Raw genomic sequence first — 17,717 nt, 5'->3', positions numbered from 1 at the left:
AGATTAATCAATTATGGAAGAAAATACACTACTTGAAATTAGTACAAGAATTAAAGAAATAAGAAGAGATAGAAATATTACCGTCCAGGAACTTGCAGACCGGGTTAGTGTCAGTAAGGGGTTGATCTCACAAATTGAAAATAATCGTACTGTACCTTCTTTATTAGTTCTGGTAAATATTATAAGGGCTTTAGAGGTTGATCTGAATCAGTTTTTCAAGGATATAGCTAAAAATAGCTCGCTGGCTCCTGTGATTATAAAAAGAAAAAATGAATATGAGTCATTTGAAAAGGAACAGGCCGTAGGATTTCTCTATCAGCGGATTTTTACTAAAGCCTTTAAAAACTCAACAGTTGATATCGTTTTGCTTGAATTAGAACCCGATGCAACCAGGCCGATGGTTGTCACAGAGGCTTTTGAATATAAATATATCCTCGCAGGGAAAGTTGACTATATTTTTGAAGATCAGCAATATAGCCTTTCCGAAGGAGATTCTATGCTTTTTGACGGGCGTTTACCACATACGCCTAAAAATGTAACAGATCAGAAAGCGATAATGCTTATCATCTATTTTTTTGAGCAAAATGGTAATACCCCTGTTGCAAATTAACATTCAATACAGGTAGCTTGGCAATCCTGTTTTCTTTCACGTTAATCAGCATAAGTATAAGCACTAACAACAGGCTCTCTTTTTATTTACACAATTATTTAAGATCAGAAACTGTTTTAGCTAATAGCATTGCCTTTTGCATATCAACTTTACCATAACCATAAGGCATTACCGGGCTATCAAACCTGTCTGCAGATTTTCTAATCACATCCAGGAGATCTTTATTCGTCAATTTGGGATAGGCCTGCCACAGGCAGGCTGCCAGTCCGCACATAATGGGGCTTGCATAGGAGGTGCCGCTCCTGACCATAGACTTGCCATCAATGTCAATAACACCTGCACCACCACCCAAAGCCATAACATCGGGTTTAACACGGCCATCAACGGTGATGCCAAAAGAACTAAAAAAATCAACTGTACCGGTTTTGTTGACGGAGCCTACTGTTAATACACCGGGTGCATCAGCAGGGGCGCCCACCCAGCTCTGCTCATTACCGGCACAGCATACTATGAAAATGCCTTTATCCACAGCTATATCGGCGGCACGGCTTGCAACGGCCGTTTTGCCGTCCATACTTTGGTAGGTGTAATTGTCTGTCGGGCCATCATGATAGGTATAAGTTAAGGAGGTGTTGACCATATCAACGCCCAGACTATCAGCGTATTCTATAGCAGAAGCCCAGTAATCTTCCTCAATCGGAAATTCAGAGGATTCATCTTCAGTTCGTAATAACCAATAATTAGCCGCTGGTGCCGTGCCTACATAATTGCCGGGCTGATCGACACCCATGCATGAGGTAACCCATACGCCATGGCTGTCAATAGCAAAAGGATCAGCATTTTCATAAACAAAAGACTTGGCTCCCTTAATACTGGTGTTGTTAAAGGTTGAATTAGTATTCAAGCCTTTAAATCCCGCATCTATAACCGCTATATCAATCCCGGCACCCTCATACCCATTTTGGTGGAGCACCTGTCCGTTACTCATGCTGATATCAAGCCATGATGCACCGTAATAGGCGGCGTTTCTTGTCGCTGTAGCTGATGATGTACCTGTTTTTTGTATAATATCATTTGATCCGGGCTGTGGTATCTGCGTAACTTTTTTACCTTGCCATACCTCGAAAACATCTTTCACAAAAGGAAGCTTCTTATATTCATATGCTAAAAGTTCATCGTCGCAATACACACTTACTGTGCCTAGCCATTTGCTTTTGGCTACAATCACTCCGCCTACTTTTTGTATGGCTTTGATATAATCAGCGGAAATGGGTAAATCTTTATCATCTATTGCAATATTGCGTTTTTGACGCCGCGCTATGGCTTTAGCAGAAAGAAATTGCGAGGGGTTACTAATGGAAAATCCCGATGTGCCTTTATCTTTTAACACGATCCGGAATTTATAGGAATTGGTGTCGATTACAGTGATCTTGCATATGGCGCTGCCTTTGCCGTTAAGCAGCGTTGCCGTGATATCGGTCTTCCCCGCAGCCAGAGCTGTTACGAAACCCTGACTGTTAACCGTTGCAATCCTGATATCAGAAGAGCTCCATGTTATATCAGCGGCCGCTACCAGGATATTATCCAGCTTAACATCCAGCCGGTAACTTGTTATCGGGCTTTTTGATATGTTTAGAGATGATGGATCAAATACAGGAGTGGATGGCTTTGCAGCGGGTTCCGGAGATTTCTTGCATGCTGTAAAAAGAAAGCATAAACAGATCAGAAAACAGCAGCGTAACAGAATAGGTAGTTTCATGTTTAGGTATGTAGTAAGTGTAATCGACCATATCCGTCGAATAGACCGCAAAATAACCATTTTCAATTCTCAAAAACAAGTGTTTGCAAATGTGAAACCGGTAGGGAAGAGTGAAAGCTAAAAATAGGGTTGGCTGATATTTGCTCCAATAAATACACTTCCTGGTACATGATTGCCCGGGACTGAATTCGGATACCGGGAAATTTAAGGGCTTTTCAGCTCAGTTTTATATTCACGCAAACATTAACCAGCATTATTAAAAGTTCGCATTCCGTCTGTTAAAAATAAAGGCTAATAAATCTATGTATTTAGTAGTGTATTTTATATACTTGTAATATGAACCTTGTATAACAAGCTAAAAACAATTTTTTATATCAATCTTAATTAACATGGCAGATCAAAAACCAAAACAAACAGCATTAGGCGACGTTGCCGCAAGGCAGTTAGCTATAGCTACACGTACTGTTCCCCAATTATCAAGAATTACCCCGCGCTGGTTGCCGCAATTACTGAACTGGGTGCCGGTTGAGTCGGGCGTATACCGCTTAAACAAAGTAAAAGACGCGCAAAATGTTGAGGTTGATTGTTCTTCACGTGATGAGCGCGAGTTGCCATCAACCTTTGTCGATTATGTTGATGACCCGCGTGAGTATAATTTAAGCGCGGTAAATACCGTGTTGGATGTTCATACACGGGTTTCTGATCTTTACAGTAAACCTTATAATCAGATCAGCGAACAGCTTCGCTTAACTATTGAGATTGTTAAGGAAAGGCAGGAAAGCGAACTGATAAATAACCAGGAATATGGATTATTACACAGTGTTGTTGCCAGCCAGAAAATTAAAACAAGGCTGGGCCCGCCAACACCTGATGATCTGGACGAACTGATCACCAAGGTTTGGAAGGAGCCGGGTTTCTTTTTACTTCATCCATTAGCTATTGCCGCTTTTGGCAGGGAATGTACCCGTCGGGGTGTACCGCCGCCCACTGTTTCTCTTTTTGGTTCGCAGTTCATTACCTGGAGGGGTATACCGCTTATCCCGTCTGATAAATTGCCTATCGAGAATAATAAATCCAAAATTATCCTTTTACGTACCGGCGAGAGCAGGCAGGGAGTAGTAGGCTTGTTCCAGCCGGGCTTACCCGGTGAGCAGTCGCCAGGCCTTTCTGTTCGCTTTATGGGCATCAATAACAAGGCTATTGCATCCTACCTTGTATCATTATATTGCTCTTTAGCTGTATTGGTAGATGATGCTATTGCTGTTTTGGAAGATGTTGATTTAGGAAACTATTATGAGTACAAATATTAATCCCGGTAATTTACCCGATCTGCAGGAATTGCAAAGGCTGGCTAACCAGTTCTTTAAATCACAGCCTAACGAAGATATTGCCTTGCCTGATTTAAACCCTTATGATGCGGCTAAACCGCCTGTATCGGTAGCGGGTAGCGGTGTTTCTCCATCGGCTATTCATCAGGGTAACGCGGTTAATCTTCAGGATCCGCAAACCAGTTTTAGTGATCCCGGTTTAAAGGCTTCCATTCAACCTGCCGAGCATGACCTCGGGCGAAGTTTCCTGCCCTTTGAGTTGATTCCTGACAGTCTGTTTCATTTACCCTTTCAGCAGGAGCAACCTTTTGAAAAACAATTACAGGTAATTTTAAACCAGATAGCCATACCATCGCAATCACCCCAACTACCTGCAAGCGGCTTTGGGGCGGATCCTGCAGCCTATTATTTTTTAAAGGATAAGCCGGCGGCTACGGTTCCGGGTTTTGATGTGAATTTCATCCGGAAGGATTTCCCGATCCTTGCGGAAAATGTAAATGGTAAACAATTAATATGGCTGGATAATGCCGCCACCACGCAGAAGCCAAGGCAGGTTATTGACCGTATCAGCTATTTTTATGAGCATGAGAACTCTAATATCCACCGGGCCGCGCATGAACTTGCTGCCCGTGCTACAGATGCCTATGAGGGTGCCCGCAAAAAGGTACAGGCTTTCTTAAATGCAGGGTCGGTTAATGAGATAGTTTTTGTACGAGGTGCAACAGAAGCCATAAACCTGGTGGCAAAAAGCTGGGGAGAGCAGCACCTGTATGATGGTGACGAGATCATTGTAAGTCAACTGGAGCATCATGCCAATATTGTTCCATGGCAGCAACTGGCCGCTAAAAAGAATTTAAAAATTAAGATTATTCCCGTTGATGACGACGGTCAGATTCTGCTGGATGAATATGTAAAACTGATAGGTCCTAAAACTAAATTGGTTGCTTTTACACAGGTATCAAATGCGCTGGGAACAGTAACACCCGCGGCGCAAATTGTACAGATCGCGCATTCAGCCGGGGCAAAGGTTTTGGTTGATGGTGCGCAATCGGTTTCGCATATGCCGGTTGATGTGAGAGCACTGGATGCTGATTGGTTCGTTTTTTCGGGGCATAAAGTATTCGGGCCAACAGGTATCGGTGTACTTTATGGCAAAGAAGACTTATTAAATGCTACCCAACCATGGCAGGGTGGGGGCAACATGATAAAGGATGTTACGTTTGAGCATACCACTTATCATAATGCGCCGGGCAGGTTTGAAGCAGGTACGGGGAATATTGCCGATGCAGTTGGCTTAGGTGCTGCTATTGACTATGTTACACGCATTGGCATGGGAATAATTGCGCAGTATGAACATTTCCTGCTTGAATATGCAACCAGCCTGCTGAAACAAGTACCGGGTATACGCCTGATAGGCACCGCCGCTGAAAAAGCAAGTGTGCTATCATTTGTATTAGATGGTTATAAAACCGAGGAAGTAGGTACTGAACTGAATAATCAGGGAATTGCAGTACGTTCAGGGCATCATTGCGCGCAGCCTATTTTGCGCCGTTTTGGAGTTGAGAGCACAGTAAGACCATCATTAGCATTTTATAATACTTGTGCCGAAATTGATGTTTTGGTGCATACACTGCACCAGCTTAGTAGTAAAAGAAGATAATGAATCCGGAGCTGTGAGGTAAATCCTTTCGGTTCCGGATCTTTTTAATTTGCTCCGGGCAATGGCAGATGTTCAAATAGCATTCGTGGAGGATTTACAATATAAATGCATTCCTTTTTCATCAACTTGAAGACTTCATTTCTTACTGCTTTTAGCAAAAAAATAATCACTTCCTCAGCATTTACCTGCTCTTTGTTTAACCACAATTGAAAGAAAGCTTCCTGAGTTATTTCTGATGCCTTTTGAGGATCAAATAAGCGTTTGAAAGCTGAGTTATATATTGGCAGCCAATAGTTTTTATAAATGATATCAAAGGCATCCCTATCCATTATTTTCTCCTTTTTTTCTCCACTATTTCCTGGCGGATCGCGGTTGCCGAAACTTTAACTTGCTGTAGCGTTAAACGCAGGCGGGTACCTGCGGCGCTGTTGCCTTTTTCATAAAAAGAGGCCGCATCTTTTTCTGCCGTCGCTATCAGTTCTTTTAATATTTTAAAATTATCCATATAATATATCAGTTATTTAAATTAATCAGCAAATCTTTGGCGTTGCCTGTATCGGCATTGTCGAATTTACCGCCGATGATACTCTGGCCGGTAAAGGCAGGATTATTACCACTTCCCAATGGCCAACTGCCTTTGGTATCCCAGATATCCAGTCCGGCTAATGCTGCCGCCTTTAATCCAAAATCGGTACAATTGTTTTTGGAAAGATGATAGGCAACATTGTTATACTGTTGAGTAAGTGCCAGTATTTTCCAGAACCTGCGTTTTGATATGAATTTACCTACAACCTCGTCCCAGGCATGTTCTGAGTCATCTTTAAATGTTGACGAAGTAGAGGGAATAATAGGCGTAGCCGATAGCAGGTTGTCTTTTTTAGGATAAAAGCCAAAGGAAATTGACGCGTAAGTAGAATCTGAATTGTATTTAATGAGCGTAATAAAAGTATGACCGGTATTTGCGAATTTAAATATCCTGGGTTTCCCCCTCACCGGTTGTTTAACATGGAATATTAAGGCATAGGCAATAGCCGTTTTACCATCGTTAAAGGTGTTAACAATTTTGTCGCAGCTAATTGGTTTACTTTTTACCTCTTTATTAGTATCAGGTCCCAGAAGGTCAACCTGTTTTTCCAGGGCAGAATCATCAACAGAAGTGATGGATAAATTTCCTGTACTAATACTATCCGTGTCAAACTGAATGGTTTTAAAAAAGCACTTCATTGCAAGCGGATACAGGCGTAGTTTTGTAAATAGATTTGCCAGCCTGTATAAATGCCGTACCCTGGCCTGGTTATAATTCACATCAGCTGCTTCAATACCTTTAAGATAGGCCATTAGCCTTTTTCTTTGTTGTGGTTTGCTCAGGTTATCGTTAGTGATTTCTGCAACTTCCGGGCTACTGGTGACGTTTCTAAGCTGTTTTTCAACTGCTGCTAAATAAACAGGCGACTGAGCTTTAACCGTGGTGGTTAAGCAACCAAAACAAAGTAAGAAAAGCAGAAAATAATATCGAAAAGGCATGAGTTTTATAAAATATAGGGTTGTTTAAGCAAGGTTTGGCTTAATGGCAACAACAACATATTTTATTAACGGTGATCATGGAACAAATGTATATGTATAAAATTTTAGTGGATTGTGTCTTTTTTACAACCAGCCAGTAATCGCTAATCATATATTAGGTTTAAAAGGTAAAGTAAGGGCTCCTGATGAGCAGGAACCCCTTACAACCAATTATAAACCTAGTTATGAGAAGACAATTATTATGAGGTCAGCAAAATAAATCCTTTCATTATGTATGTTGGCAAATATACACTTATATTCTATAATGTCTATAGATTTTATAGAATAAATAATAAATTTGTATGATATTCATAAAATATGCTGCGTTTCCCTATTCTCCGATATATTGTTTTCCTGATTTTTTGCTGCTTATCCATTAATTCAAATGCTCAAATTAATAATAAAGTCCCTCATGTACTGGTAGTTATAGCTCACCCTGATGACGAGAGCGTTTTTTCAGTAACCCTATACAAAATTGCTAAAGAGCATCACGGAATAATTGATCTGTTTGTGATCACTGATGGCGAAGCGGGGTATAAATATGCCACACTGGCTGAAAGTTATTATGGGCTTGTACTTACAGACCAAAAGATAGGCAGGAGTGAATTGCCGAGGATTAGGAAACGGGAGTTGAAGAATGCCGGTCATGTGTTAGGAGTGGCTCATTATTATTTTATGAATCAGGAGGATAGCCATTATGGCTTAAGTGAGCATGATCCGCTGGATACCAGTTGGGACGTAAAGGCTGTTAATAAAAAGCTGAATAAACTGCTCGCCGATAATCATTATGACCTGGTATTTTGCCTTTTACCAGAGCCTTCAACACATGGCGCGCATAAGGCTGCTTCATTATTAGCGTTAAACGCCATAGCAAAAATGCCGACAAATAAACGTCCATTAATTTTAGGGGCAATTACACACGACAAAACCGATAGCGTTACTGAATTTTCACAATACAAGGACTATGAGATTACACAAACTGTAACGGATAAGCCTCTTTTCAGCATTGACCGCACGGCTTGTTTTAGCTACCGAAACAAGGTTAACTATAAAGTTATAGCCAATTGGGAGCTTGCCGAACATAAATCACAAGGCTTTACTCAAATGAGCATGAATGACGGGGATGTGGAGGAGTTCTGGTATTTTAAGCTGAACGGGACAGCAGGAATTACAAAATGCGATAGCTTGTTTAAGTTGCTAAGTCTGGTACCCTATGCTCAGAAAATTTACTAAGCACTTAGCCATACCTAAAAATAAAATTGATTTAGATGATTTTCCAAGCGACTAATCATCATAAATCAGCATTGATTATTTGTTATTTTCAGCTCTTGTCCCGCTTCATCCTGGCTAAAATAGAATAATTATCAAGTCCGTAGTATTTAAGTTATCACCTATACCAGGGGTATCAAACGTTTGCGCTGTGTTTTTATTCCCATGTTTATCTAATCATATTACCTTGCATTATCGTAATCATCTAGATCAATAGAAATAGCTGAGGTATGTTATTATTTAAGGATGTATCGCTAATTGATATGCAAAATCCTGGTATCAATTAAAAGCGGTATATACTGGAAATTATAACTATAAAGGTAAGGCCTAAATATTTTATAGCTGATTATTAATTAAAAGCCATTATTCCGTGAAAAAAAATCTTCTCGCATTATTTTTCCTCTTTTTATCTGCTGCCTGCTTTGCTCAGCAAAAACATATGTTTAGTCTCGGTAAAAAAGATTTTCTGCTGGATGGAAAGCCGTTTCAAATCATCAGCGGCGAAATGCACCCGGCACGTATTCCGAGGGAATACTGGCGAAACCGTATCCGTATGGCGAAAGCTATGGGCTGCAATACCATTGCTGCGTATGTTTTCTGGAATTACCAGGAGGTCAGCCCCGGTAAATTTGATTTTACTACCGGTAACCATAATATCGCTGAATTTATCAGGATTTGTAAAGAAGAAGGAATGTGGGTATTGCTGCGCCCGGGACCTTACGTTTGTGCCGAATGGGACTTTGGCGGCTTGCCGACCTGGCTGCTAAAAATACCTGACATTAAAGTCAGGTGTATGGATACCCGGTATATGGCTGCGGTTAAACAATATATTAGCCATCTTGCTGCCGAGGTGCGTCCATTGCTGTGTACTAATGGCGGTCCGATTTTGATGTCGCAGATTGAGAATGAATATGGCAGCTATGGTAATGACAAAGTATACCTGGAAACATTAAGGCAATTGTGGCAGCAAAATGGTATTAATGTGCCTTTTTATACCGCAGATGGTGCCACTCCCTATATGCTGGAAGCCGGTAACATCATGGGTGCGGCTATTGGCCTTGATAGCGGAACCAGCGATGCAGATTTTGAACAGTCAAACGATTATAATCCTAATGTGCCATCATTTAGCAGTGAAACTTATCCGGGTTGGCTAACGCATTGGAAGGAAAAATGGGCCAAAATAGATACTATTGATATAAAAAAAGATATAACCTATTTGCTTGAGCATCATAAATCTTTCAATTTGTATGTAGTGCATGGCGGAACAAATTTTGGCTTTAATGCCGGTGCCAACGCTTTCTCGTCAACACAATATCAGCCGGATGTTACCAGCTATGATTATGACGCCCCTATAAATGAGCAAGGTCAGCCTACACCTAAGTATTTTATGTTGCGTAACCTTATCGCAAAATATGTTAGCTATAAAATACCCGAGGTTCCTAAATCAATTGAAACAATCAGCATTCGACCTATAACATTAAAGCCTTTTACCAGTATTTGGCAACAACTTCCACAGCCTTTTAATTCGCCTCAACCGTTGCCTATGGAATATTTTGGTCAAAATCAGGGCCTTATGTTGTATCGCACCAAATTAATTGGTCATAAAAACGGAACATTAACCATTACCGAGCCGCATGATTATGCACTCATATTTTTGGACGGAAAGTTTATTGATACCGTTTATCGTAACGGCGGCAAATGGAGCGTAAAGTTACCTGTGAGTACTACTAAAAATCCGGTGTTGGATATTTTAGTGGAGGGTATGGGGCATATCAACTTTGCGCAATATATAATTGACCGCAAGGGGATAACCGACCGGGTAACGCTTGAGGGTATGACCCTGATGAACTGGCAGATTTATCCTTTGCCCATGAACGAAGACTTTGTTCAGCAATTAAAACCTTTAAATTTTGATAAAAGTGCTAACACTAAAGGTTTATTTTTTAGCGGCGATTTTAACCTGGAAAAAACAGGTGATACGTATTTTGATTTAAGCAAATACAGTAAAGGCATAGTTTATATAAATGGCCACAACCTGGGCCGTTACTGGAATGTGGGACCACAGCAAAGGCTATACTGCCCGGCATCATGGCTTAAAAAAGGGCATAATCAAATCATCGTTTTCGATTTCCATCAGGCGGAAGCACGGGAAGTAAGCGGGGTGACCAGTCTTCAATAATATTGTACGGAAATGACATCTGCATCAATTAATAATAGATTAAACTAAAAACTAAATTATATATATGAAAAGAAGAGAATTTATCCAGACCGGAGCGGTGGCAACGGCGGCTTTCTCAATCCTACCAACAGGAAGTTTGTTTGCGAGCACTAATGGCAAAGTAAGATTAGGTTACATTGGCGTAGGTGCACGTGGGATGAGCCATATTTCAGAGGGCCTTTTACGTGACGATGTTGAGATAGTTGCCATTTGCGATACACAGGAAAGCTCATTAAAGATCTGTCGTGAGAAAATTGCCAGAAGTGGTAAACCTGCTGCAAAAGAATACACCGGTGGAATAGATGCTTATAAAGGGCTGCTGGATAGAAAGGATATCGATGCCGTTATCATAGCTACTCCATGGCAGTTTCACCACCCGCAAGCTATTGATGCGATGAAAGCCGGTAAATACGTTGGTTGCGAAGTAATAGCCGGCTTAACTGTGCAGGATCACTGGGATATAATTGACACACATGAAAAAACAGGGATCCCTTACATGACACTTGAAAACGTATGCTACCGGAGGGATGTAATGGCTGCACTTAATATGGTAAGGCAAGGCCTGTTTGGCGAACTGGTACACGCGGAAGGCGGATATCAGCATAATTTACGTAATGTTTTATTTAACGATGGCAAACATTACGCTGGAGGAGGTGTGGAGTTTGGGCCGAAGGCATTAAGTGAAGCCCAATGGCGTACCCAGTTTAATATTGACAGGGACGGTGATCTGTACCCAACACACGGTGCAGGCCCTGTTATGCATTATCTTGACGTTAATTATGGCAACCGCTTTACCAGTATTGTTTCATTCAGCTCGAAAGCACGCGGACTTGCTGCTTATGTAGAGGAGCTGGCGCCGGGCAATCCTAACGCCAAAATCAATTATAAAAATGGTGATATAACACAAACTATGATCAGTTGCGCCAATGGTGAAACCGTTATGCTTACGCATGATACGCACTTACCAAGGCCATACTCATTAGGTTTCAGGCTTGATGGAACAAAAGGCACCTGGATGGATGTGAACAACTCCATATATATTGAAAATCAATCCAAAGACGATGAGTGGGATTCAGCTAAGGTATGGCTTGATAAGTATGATCACCCGCTATGGAAAAGATATGAAAAAGATGCGGCAGGCGCTGGGCACGGCGGTATGGACTGGTTTGTGTTCAATGCCTTTGTTGAATCTGTAAAACAGAAAAAACAAACCCCTATTGATGTTTATGATTCTATTACGATGAGTGTAATTGCGCCTTTATCAACCCAATCAGTTGCAGAGGGCAAGACGCTGGAATTCCCTGATTTCACGAGGGGGAAATGGAAAACCCGTAAAAACACATTTGCACTTGATGACAGCGGTTTTTAATAAAGCAGTTGGTACCGATCTGAAAACAATCATCATGTAACAAGAAGCGGAGAAAACGCCTATTGATCACTTCCTCAATTAAAAGTAATTCCGATATATATCGGAATTACTTTTTTAAAGCATGGGAAAAGGAATTTGATAGGATGTCGCTAAACGACATAACCAGTGTCGTGTCAATCATAAAATGTCGCTAGTCATGAGCATAAAGTTTTGAGTCAAAACTCAAAAAGAACTAAATCTGGCTTTAGACTTACGACTAAAGACTGTTGACTTGATACTAGTGCCTTTCCGCCCAGGCGAGTCCATCAGCGCCCCGTACTGGGATATGAGCGGTTACCTCCAGCGTTTTCAGGTTCACCACCGCTATGTAATCGTCAGCTGTGCAACCAATAAAAGCACGTGAGCCGTCATCATCCACCAGTATACCCGCTGCGCCGCGGCCCGTACTGATTTTTTTGATCAGATGGTGTGTGGCTACATCAAAGATGAACAGGTCGCCTGTGCGCAGGCTGGTAATAAGCGCCCTTTTGCCATCAGGCGTGAATTTTAGCCGGTTAGCTCCCGTTACCTGTGCATCCAGTTGAACGGACACTTTTTTGGAAGCAAGGTCAATAATGGTAATTACTCCGTCGTCGGCTCCGGCCGTCCATAATTCCCGTCCGTCTGGCGATACATCAAACCCTTCCGATCCTTTGCCTACGGGGATCAGTGTTTGCACCCAGTCGCGATGTGGGGGAGGAGTAAACCCGCCACCATGATTTTCAGGTTTCAGCAGGCTGTCGGTTAAAATACTTACGGTAGCCGAAGCCACGTTCGTAGTGTATACTTGCTTCCCGTCGGGCGTCACGTACAGCATGTGTGTCCGGTTTTGTCCGGTACCCATGGCCCAGTCGAACTTTCCGCTTGCCGGATCATAGCGGGCTACTGATTTGGCACCTTCAGCACTGAACCATACTTTACCATTATTAAAGACTAATCCATGTGGGCCATTTAATGGTTTGGTATCAATTGTTGGTAGTGGTTTTTGCGTTACCAGGTCGATCACGTTAATTTCGTGCAGGCTACCGCCGCCATAGATCGATACATAGGCAGTTTTTCCATCGGCCGAGGCGATCACTTCATGCGGATCCTGTCCTACAGGCACACTCGCGATAACTTTTAAAGAGGTCGGATCGATGACCTCAAGTACATGATCGCCTTTGGATAGTGCGAGCAATGTACGCTGTGCGGAACATTCTTTTGAGGAAATTAACAGGGTTATGCCCGACAGCATCAGTATGAATAAGCAGGATCTTAAGGTTTTCATAGTATATAGTTTATTTATTAATCACCGGTCAGGTAAATTTAATTTAAAAACTCCGGATATAACCATCTAATAGATGGTGGCTCAGCAAACGCCGACGAATCGTTTAAAATCACCGGGGAAAGCCTGTTTAAAATCTTTTTGCTGCTGGATCGTCCATATCTATATGGCCCATTTTCTTTTATTGCTGCGCTATTTGCCCTGATGCTGGTCTGCGGGGTGTTCTGGGGACTGTATTTTGCGCTGAGCCGCTCGTACCAATTATTTACAGCAACAGAGTTGGCGAAGATCGCCCATATCATAGTTGCCAACCTGGAGGTGCCGATGCGCAATATCTCCCTATTTTGCGTTATGTTGATGGGCTTATCCATTGTATTTTACCCCGACAAAAGCAATTGGGAGTTTTGGGTGATGATAAGTTCGTTGTTGCTGATAGTTGGTGCATTGGTGATCACAACCGCTATTGAAGTGCCGATTAACAGGCAGGTTGTGACCTGGACAAATGAAAACGTTCCGGCAAACTGGGAACAATTACGGAGCCGCTGGCAATATTATAATGTAGTGCGGACGATCCTGGCACTATTGAGCTTTGTGTTATTTGCTGCTCCTGTGCTGTAGGTTCTCTGATGATCTAAGGGCGAACAGATACCTTTTGTCATCCATAACTAATAATAATTCTTATTTGGAACGTTCGTTCCAAATTGATTTTATATTTGCGGAACGATTATTCCAAAAATAGAAAAATTAATACACAACATGAAAAAGTTAGCAAACAAAGTAGCAGTAATAACAGGCGCGTCAAAAGGTATTGGTGCAGGTATAGCAAAACACCTTGCAGCAGCGGGTGCAAGCGTAGTTGTAAATTATGCTTCGGCAAAAGCTGATGCAGATAAGGTAGTTGCTGAAATCACCACAAATGGTGGTAAAGCCATAGCTGTGCAAGGCAATGTATCCAGCGAAGCTGATATCACCCGTTTATTTGAAGAAACCAAAAAAGCTTTTGGAGCGGTAGATATTTTGGTGAACAATGCCGGTGTTTATAAATTTGGCAGTATTGAAGAGCTTAATGCAGAAGATTTCCACACCCAGTTCAACACCAATGTACTTGGCTTATTGCTGACCACACAAGGAGCGGTAAAGAACTTTAATGAGAATGGTGGCAGCATCATTAACATTGGTTCGGCAGTTAGTAATATCGCGCCTCCGGGAAGTTCCATTTACACGGCCACAAAAGGTGCAGTTGATGCCATTACCCATGTATTGGCAAAAGAATTAGGTGGTAAAAAAATACGTGTAAACTCAATCAACCCGGGTATGGTTGAAACTGAAGGCACGCATACCGCTGGTTTCATCGGTAGTGATTTTCAGACAGAGTTAGTAAAAACAACTCCGCTTGGCCGTATCGGTCAGCCTGATGATATTGCTGAAGTAGCTGTATTCCTGGCGTCTGAAGATTCACGCTGGTTAACCGGCGAGTTATTACTGGCCAGTGGCGGTGTAAGGTAATACCCGCTGTTTTAACAGAAAAATAATTAAAAATGAATAGCTTTGCTTTTAACAAGCAAGGCTATTCCAGGATATGGCAAGAACGAAAGATTTTGATGAAAACGAAGTGCTGGCCAAAGCTATACAGCTTTTTTGGTACAAGGGCTACAATGGTACGTCTATGCAGGATTTGGTGGATGGCCTGGGCATTAGTCGGTCGAGCTTGTATGATACTTATACCGATAAGCACACGCTGTTTGTTAAGGCATTAGAGAGCTATCAAAATGCAGGTGCAGCTCAAATTAAGGAACTCATCAATCACTCGGGATCAGCAAAAGATACTGTCAGAAAATTATTAGAGTTGGCTACCAACGATTTGCTGGGCGATAAACAGCAGAAGGGCTGTTTTATGGTGAATGCTGAGGTTGAAGTTGCGCCACACGATGCCGAAGTAAATAAGCTGGTCTGCAAGAACGATCAACAGATGGAGGAAGCCTTTTACCTGGTAATTAAAAAAGGGCAGGACAGTGGCGAAATCAAAAATCAACAGGACGCGAGGGCATTGTCTCGTTTTATCTTTAATACGGTTAAGGGCATGCGTGTTACCGCAAAATCAGTTACCGACCCGTCTGTTTTTGATGACATCATCAAACTAACTATCTCCGCGCTCGATTAATTTTTCGGCGTACTCTTTACTTTTTTTCAGGGAAGGAATAACGACGATTAAAAAGATCACTGCTTAGCAACTGATCGCGTTTTTATTTGTTCTTATCCAGTATTTCAAACTTTGTCTGCAATGTATTGCCTTCACCGTCTACAAGGGTAAGGGTATGCACGCCGGGTTCGGGATTCAGCGCTATCTGGTGATAATCTTTAGTGACACCGATATACTGATCGTCCAGGTGCCAAAATATCTTTATACCAGACTGCCTGTGCGCGGCATTGCAGATCATACGCCCCCGCCTGCCATCAGCTTCCAGCGGGATATAGATTTTCGCGCCATCTTTTGGGTAGATGAGTTCCATAGGCATGCCCTTATCGGCTGAAACACAGTCGGCCCTGAATGGTGGTAAACTGTGATATTGGTAGTTTTTGCCTTTGTAATAGTATTCCATAGCGGGTGGCAGTACAAACCATGTTTTATTCACGATCTGATCGGGTGGAACGCAGTCGCTGTTTACCTGCCAGTGTTCAGTTTTGTCGAGGTGTACCAATTGATGATAAAGGCATACTGGTGATCTCAGGCCTGATTTTGGCACCCACATTTCGACCGTATCTGTACAATATTCTCCGGCGCGGTAACCGCTTTGTCGGCACACGCTTATTTTTACCATTCCGTTGGCAGGCATCTCAAACCAGTCAGAACTTACAGGCAACTGCCTGAATATTTCGAACAGGGCAGGGGCGGCGGTATTTATACCTGTCAACCCGGCCCGGCCTTCGCCGCTGGTGTTGCCAACCCAAACGCCTACCACATATTTGGGAGTTATGCCTATTGCCCAACCATCCCTGAAACCAAAACTGGTGCCGGTTTTCCAGGCAATGCGCTGGGTGGAACTAAATTGCCGCCAAAGCATTTCCTCGCCGGGGCGCATCACTTCTTCCATAGCCTGCATGGTGTAGTAAATAGAGCCGGCATCCAACAGGCCCGAGTTTTCCAGTTTAGGTTTTACAGCGGGAACGTGCGTGTATACAGGTGAATGATAATCAGCTGGGTCATATTTGCCCATGTATTTGTCGGAGTGATTAAGTACCCGCGCCATATCAGCATAAGCACCGGAGAGTTCCCACAGGGTATTTTCACCACCACCCAATATCAGCGACAGCCCATAATAATCAGCCGGTTGTTTCAGTGTAGTGATGCCTGCTTTTTTCAGCAGATCATAAAAACGGTCGTACTTGTATTTCTGTAGCATTTTTACAGCCGGTACATTCAGGGATCGTGCCAATGCTCTTGAAGCCGGTACCGCGCCATCATAGCTCAGGTCGAAGTTTTCGGGGTGATACCCTGCTATTTGCGTAGGGATATCAGGCATTAAACTGTTTGGTAGTAACAGCCCATCATGCAGCATAGCGGCGTATAACAATGGCTTTAAGGTACTCCCCGGACTGCGCGGCGCGTTGATTACATCAACATTACTTTCCATAGTAGTATCTTCCGGGTGATAAATATTCCCAACATAGGCTAAAGCTGCACCTGTTTCCACATCCAGTACAATGGCGGCGATATTGTTGATATGATTGGCAGCCAGTACCTGGTGATGCCTCTCCACAATATCGCTTACCTGTTGCTGCAAACCGGCCTTTATAGTGGTATTCATGCGTGTAGGGCCTGTATGTGCGCCGGTTTGGCAATCGTGTTTAAAGCGCTCCAGTAAATGCGGGGCTAGTACGGGTAATGGTACGGGCCTGTCGGGTACAGGTTCCAGTTTTGACAGTTCCGAGGTATTTTTATCGATGATACCCTGCCGACTGAGCTTATCCAGTAACAGGTTTCTTTTTTTTAGTAAGATAGCCCTGTTTTTCCCCGGATGCACTAATGAGGGCGAATTTGGCAATACCGCAAGCGCCGCCATTTCGCCCCATGATAATTGTTCCGGGCTTCGCCCAAAATACCGCCAGGAGGCTGCATCAAGCCCTACTACGTTGCTGCCAAAAGGGGCATTGCTGCTATACAAGGCTAAAATTTCCTGTTTGTTATAAGTGAGTTCAAGGCGCAGGGCCATGAACATTTCCAGTAATTTGTTTAGGAAGGTACGGTTATGATGCGTTGCCAGCCGGATCACCTGCATAGTAATGGTACTGCCGCCACTGCTCACACGCCCCGATTTGATATTCTGCCGGATAGCCCTGCCAAATGCCAGTAAATCTACCCCAAGATGGTGTTCAAAGCGCTTATCTTCAAAAGCGATAATGCATTTTTTGAATTTTTCAGGTACTATGCTGTCATAAGGGAAACGCCATTGCCCGTCGGTAGCAATAGCCGCTCCTAATAAACCTCCCTGATCATCGTTGATGACATAGGCAGTGGGTTTATCGAATAATTTCGATGGCAAACAAAACCAGAATAGCCCGAACAAGACCAATGCCGATGCGATCAGCACCAGCCTTGTACGGGTTAGCCATGCAGGCCTTTTATAAGAAAACCGCATC

15 protein-coding genes are annotated in these 17,717 nt (G+C 42.8%); 9 read left to right on the top strand and 6 right to left on the bottom strand.

From position 1 onward, the window contains the following. Positions 1-13 precede the first annotated feature (13 nt). Positions 14-610 (top strand): helix-turn-helix domain-containing protein, encoded by a 597-nt coding sequence (locus BLU33_RS13975; protein WP_091373939.1) that lies wholly within the window; start codon positions 14-16, stop codon positions 608-610. 94 nt (positions 611-704) lie between these two features. On the opposite strand, the gene BLU33_RS13970 is transcribed toward BLU33_RS13975, so the two are convergent. Continuing rightward, positions 705-2,369 carry a S8 family peptidase gene (locus BLU33_RS13970; RefSeq protein WP_172829254.1) on the bottom strand — a complete coding sequence of 555 codons (1,665 nt, stop codon included), beginning with the start codon at positions 2,367-2,369 and terminating at the stop codon, positions 705-707. Positions 2,370-2,758: 389 nt separating this feature from the next. Between BLU33_RS13970 and BLU33_RS13965 the strand changes: the two genes are divergently transcribed. Together BLU33_RS13965 and BLU33_RS13960 are read left to right on the top strand one after the other, a co-directional pair. Next, the gene (locus BLU33_RS13965) at positions 2,759-3,679 is read left to right on the top strand and encodes a family 2A encapsulin nanocompartment shell protein (RefSeq protein WP_091373933.1); all 921 of its coding nucleotides are present in this window, start codon (positions 2,759-2,761) and stop codon (positions 3,677-3,679) included. Continuing rightward, positions 3,663-5,357: a family 2A encapsulin nanocompartment cargo protein cysteine desulfurase gene (locus tag BLU33_RS13960; RefSeq protein WP_091373929.1), complete on the top strand. Its 1,695-nt coding sequence runs from the start codon at positions 3,663-3,665 to the stop codon at positions 5,355-5,357. Before BLU33_RS13965 ends, BLU33_RS13960 begins: the two co-directional genes overlap by 17 nt. 44 nt (positions 5,358-5,401) lie before the next feature. Here BLU33_RS13960 and BLU33_RS13955 read toward each other — a convergent pair whose 3' ends face one another. The 3 genes from BLU33_RS13955 to BLU33_RS13945 are packed head-to-tail and all read right to left on the bottom strand — an operon-like array spanning position 5,402 to position 6,881. After that, positions 5,402-5,686 carry an RNA polymerase sigma factor gene (locus BLU33_RS13955; protein ID WP_091373927.1) on the bottom strand — a complete coding sequence of 95 codons (285 nt, stop codon included), beginning with the start codon at positions 5,684-5,686 and terminating at the stop codon, positions 5,402-5,404. Continuing rightward, a complete protein-coding gene (locus tag BLU33_RS13950) occupies positions 5,686-5,862 on the bottom strand; it encodes a histone H1 (protein ID WP_091373924.1) in 177 nt (58 codons plus the stop codon). The genes BLU33_RS13955 and BLU33_RS13950 overlap by 1 nt, the downstream gene beginning before the upstream one ends. A gap of 8 nt (positions 5,863-5,870) precedes the next feature. Then, positions 5,871-6,881, bottom strand: coding sequence for a hypothetical protein (locus BLU33_RS13945; RefSeq protein ID WP_091373921.1), 1,011 nt, complete (start codon positions 6,879-6,881; stop codon positions 5,871-5,873). Between the two features lie 357 nt (positions 6,882-7,238). On the opposite strand from BLU33_RS13945, the gene BLU33_RS13940 reads away from it, so the two are divergent. The 3 genes from BLU33_RS13940 (at position 7,239) to BLU33_RS13930 (ending at position 11,776) form a co-directional block, all read left to right on the top strand. Next, positions 7,239-8,153 (top strand): PIG-L family deacetylase, encoded by a 915-nt coding sequence (locus tag BLU33_RS13940; protein WP_091373917.1) that lies wholly within the window; start codon positions 7,239-7,241, stop codon positions 8,151-8,153. 406 nt (positions 8,154-8,559) lie between these two features. Continuing rightward, positions 8,560-10,368 (top strand): glycoside hydrolase family 35 protein, encoded by a 1,809-nt coding sequence (locus BLU33_RS13935; RefSeq protein WP_091373914.1) that lies wholly within the window; start codon positions 8,560-8,562, stop codon positions 10,366-10,368. Positions 10,369-10,432: 64 nt separating this feature from the next. Then, the gene (locus tag BLU33_RS13930; protein ID WP_091373910.1) at positions 10,433-11,776 is read left to right on the top strand and encodes a Gfo/Idh/MocA family protein; all 1,344 of its coding nucleotides are present in this window, start codon (positions 10,433-10,435) and stop codon (positions 11,774-11,776) included. A 277-nt stretch (positions 11,777-12,053) separates the two neighbouring features. Here the strand turns inward: BLU33_RS13930 and BLU33_RS13925 are convergent, their stop codons facing one another. Beyond that, on the bottom strand, positions 12,054-13,082 hold the full coding sequence (locus BLU33_RS13925) for a beta-propeller fold lactonase family protein (protein ID WP_091373907.1): 1,029 nt from the start codon (positions 13,080-13,082) through the stop codon (positions 12,054-12,056). 138 nt (positions 13,083-13,220) lie between these two features. Between BLU33_RS13925 and BLU33_RS13920 the strand changes: the two genes are divergently transcribed. The 3 genes from BLU33_RS13920 (at position 13,221) to BLU33_RS13910 (ending at position 15,240) form a co-directional block, all read left to right on the top strand. Beyond that, the gene (locus BLU33_RS13920) at positions 13,221-13,697 is read left to right on the top strand and encodes a DUF1772 domain-containing protein (RefSeq protein WP_157682146.1); all 477 of its coding nucleotides are present in this window, start codon (positions 13,221-13,223) and stop codon (positions 13,695-13,697) included. A 138-nt stretch (positions 13,698-13,835) separates the two neighbouring features. Beyond that, positions 13,836-14,585 (top strand): SDR family NAD(P)-dependent oxidoreductase, encoded by a 750-nt coding sequence (locus BLU33_RS13915; protein WP_091373901.1) that lies wholly within the window; start codon positions 13,836-13,838, stop codon positions 14,583-14,585. A 73-nt stretch (positions 14,586-14,658) separates the two neighbouring features. Further along, positions 14,659-15,240, top strand: a complete 582-nt coding sequence (locus BLU33_RS13910; protein ID WP_091373898.1) for a TetR/AcrR family transcriptional regulator — start codon at positions 14,659-14,661, stop codon at positions 15,238-15,240. A gap of 82 nt (positions 15,241-15,322) precedes the next feature. Here BLU33_RS13910 and pbpC read toward each other — a convergent pair whose 3' ends face one another. After that, the gene (gene pbpC, locus BLU33_RS13905) at positions 15,323-17,716 is read right to left on the bottom strand and encodes a penicillin-binding protein 1C (protein WP_091373894.1); all 2,394 of its coding nucleotides are present in this window, start codon (positions 17,714-17,716) and stop codon (positions 15,323-15,325) included. Position 17,717 lies beyond the last annotated feature (1 nt).

Source organism: Mucilaginibacter mallensis (assembly GCF_900105165.1).
Classification (GTDB): domain Bacteria; phylum Bacteroidota; class Bacteroidia; order Sphingobacteriales; family Sphingobacteriaceae; genus Mucilaginibacter; species Mucilaginibacter mallensis.
This window is presented reverse-complemented; position numbering and strand designations above follow the sequence as displayed.

What these genes read in the sequence shown, in the direction of transcription:
- pbpC (WP_091373894.1), bottom strand. Translation starts at nt 17,716, where the DNA reads ATGCGGTTTTCTTATAAAAGGCCTGCATGGCTAACCCGTACAAGGCTG.
- BLU33_RS13930 (WP_091373910.1), top strand. Translation starts at nt 10,433, where the DNA reads ATGAAAAGAAGAGAATTTATCCAGACCGGAGCGGTGGCAACGGCGGCT.
- BLU33_RS13915 (WP_091373901.1), top strand. Translation starts at nt 13,836, where the DNA reads ATGAAAAAGTTAGCAAACAAAGTAGCAGTAATAACAGGCGCGTCAAAA.
- BLU33_RS13965 (WP_091373933.1), top strand. Translation starts at nt 2,759, where the DNA reads ATGGCAGATCAAAAACCAAAACAAACAGCATTAGGCGACGTTGCCGCA.
- BLU33_RS13955 (WP_091373927.1), bottom strand. Translation starts at nt 5,686, where the DNA reads ATGGATAGGGATGCCTTTGATATCATTTATAAAAACTATTGGCTGCCA.
- BLU33_RS13945 (WP_091373921.1), bottom strand. Translation starts at nt 6,881, where the DNA reads ATGCCTTTTCGATATTATTTTCTGCTTTTCTTACTTTGTTTTGGTTGC.
- BLU33_RS13975 (WP_091373939.1), top strand. Translation starts at nt 14, where the DNA reads ATGGAAGAAAATACACTACTTGAAATTAGTACAAGAATTAAAGAAATA.
- BLU33_RS13960 (WP_091373929.1), top strand. Translation starts at nt 3,663, where the DNA reads ATGAGTACAAATATTAATCCCGGTAATTTACCCGATCTGCAGGAATTG.
- BLU33_RS13950 (WP_091373924.1), bottom strand. Translation starts at nt 5,862, where the DNA reads ATGGATAATTTTAAAATATTAAAAGAACTGATAGCGACGGCAGAAAAA.
- BLU33_RS13970 (WP_172829254.1), bottom strand. Translation starts at nt 2,369, where the DNA reads ATGAAACTACCTATTCTGTTACGCTGCTGTTTTCTGATCTGTTTATGC.
- BLU33_RS13910 (WP_091373898.1), top strand. Translation starts at nt 14,659, where the DNA reads ATGGCAAGAACGAAAGATTTTGATGAAAACGAAGTGCTGGCCAAAGCT.
- BLU33_RS13925 (WP_091373907.1), bottom strand. Translation starts at nt 13,082, where the DNA reads ATGAAAACCTTAAGATCCTGCTTATTCATACTGATGCTGTCGGGCATA.
- BLU33_RS13940 (WP_091373917.1), top strand. Translation starts at nt 7,239, where the DNA reads ATGCTGCGTTTCCCTATTCTCCGATATATTGTTTTCCTGATTTTTTGC.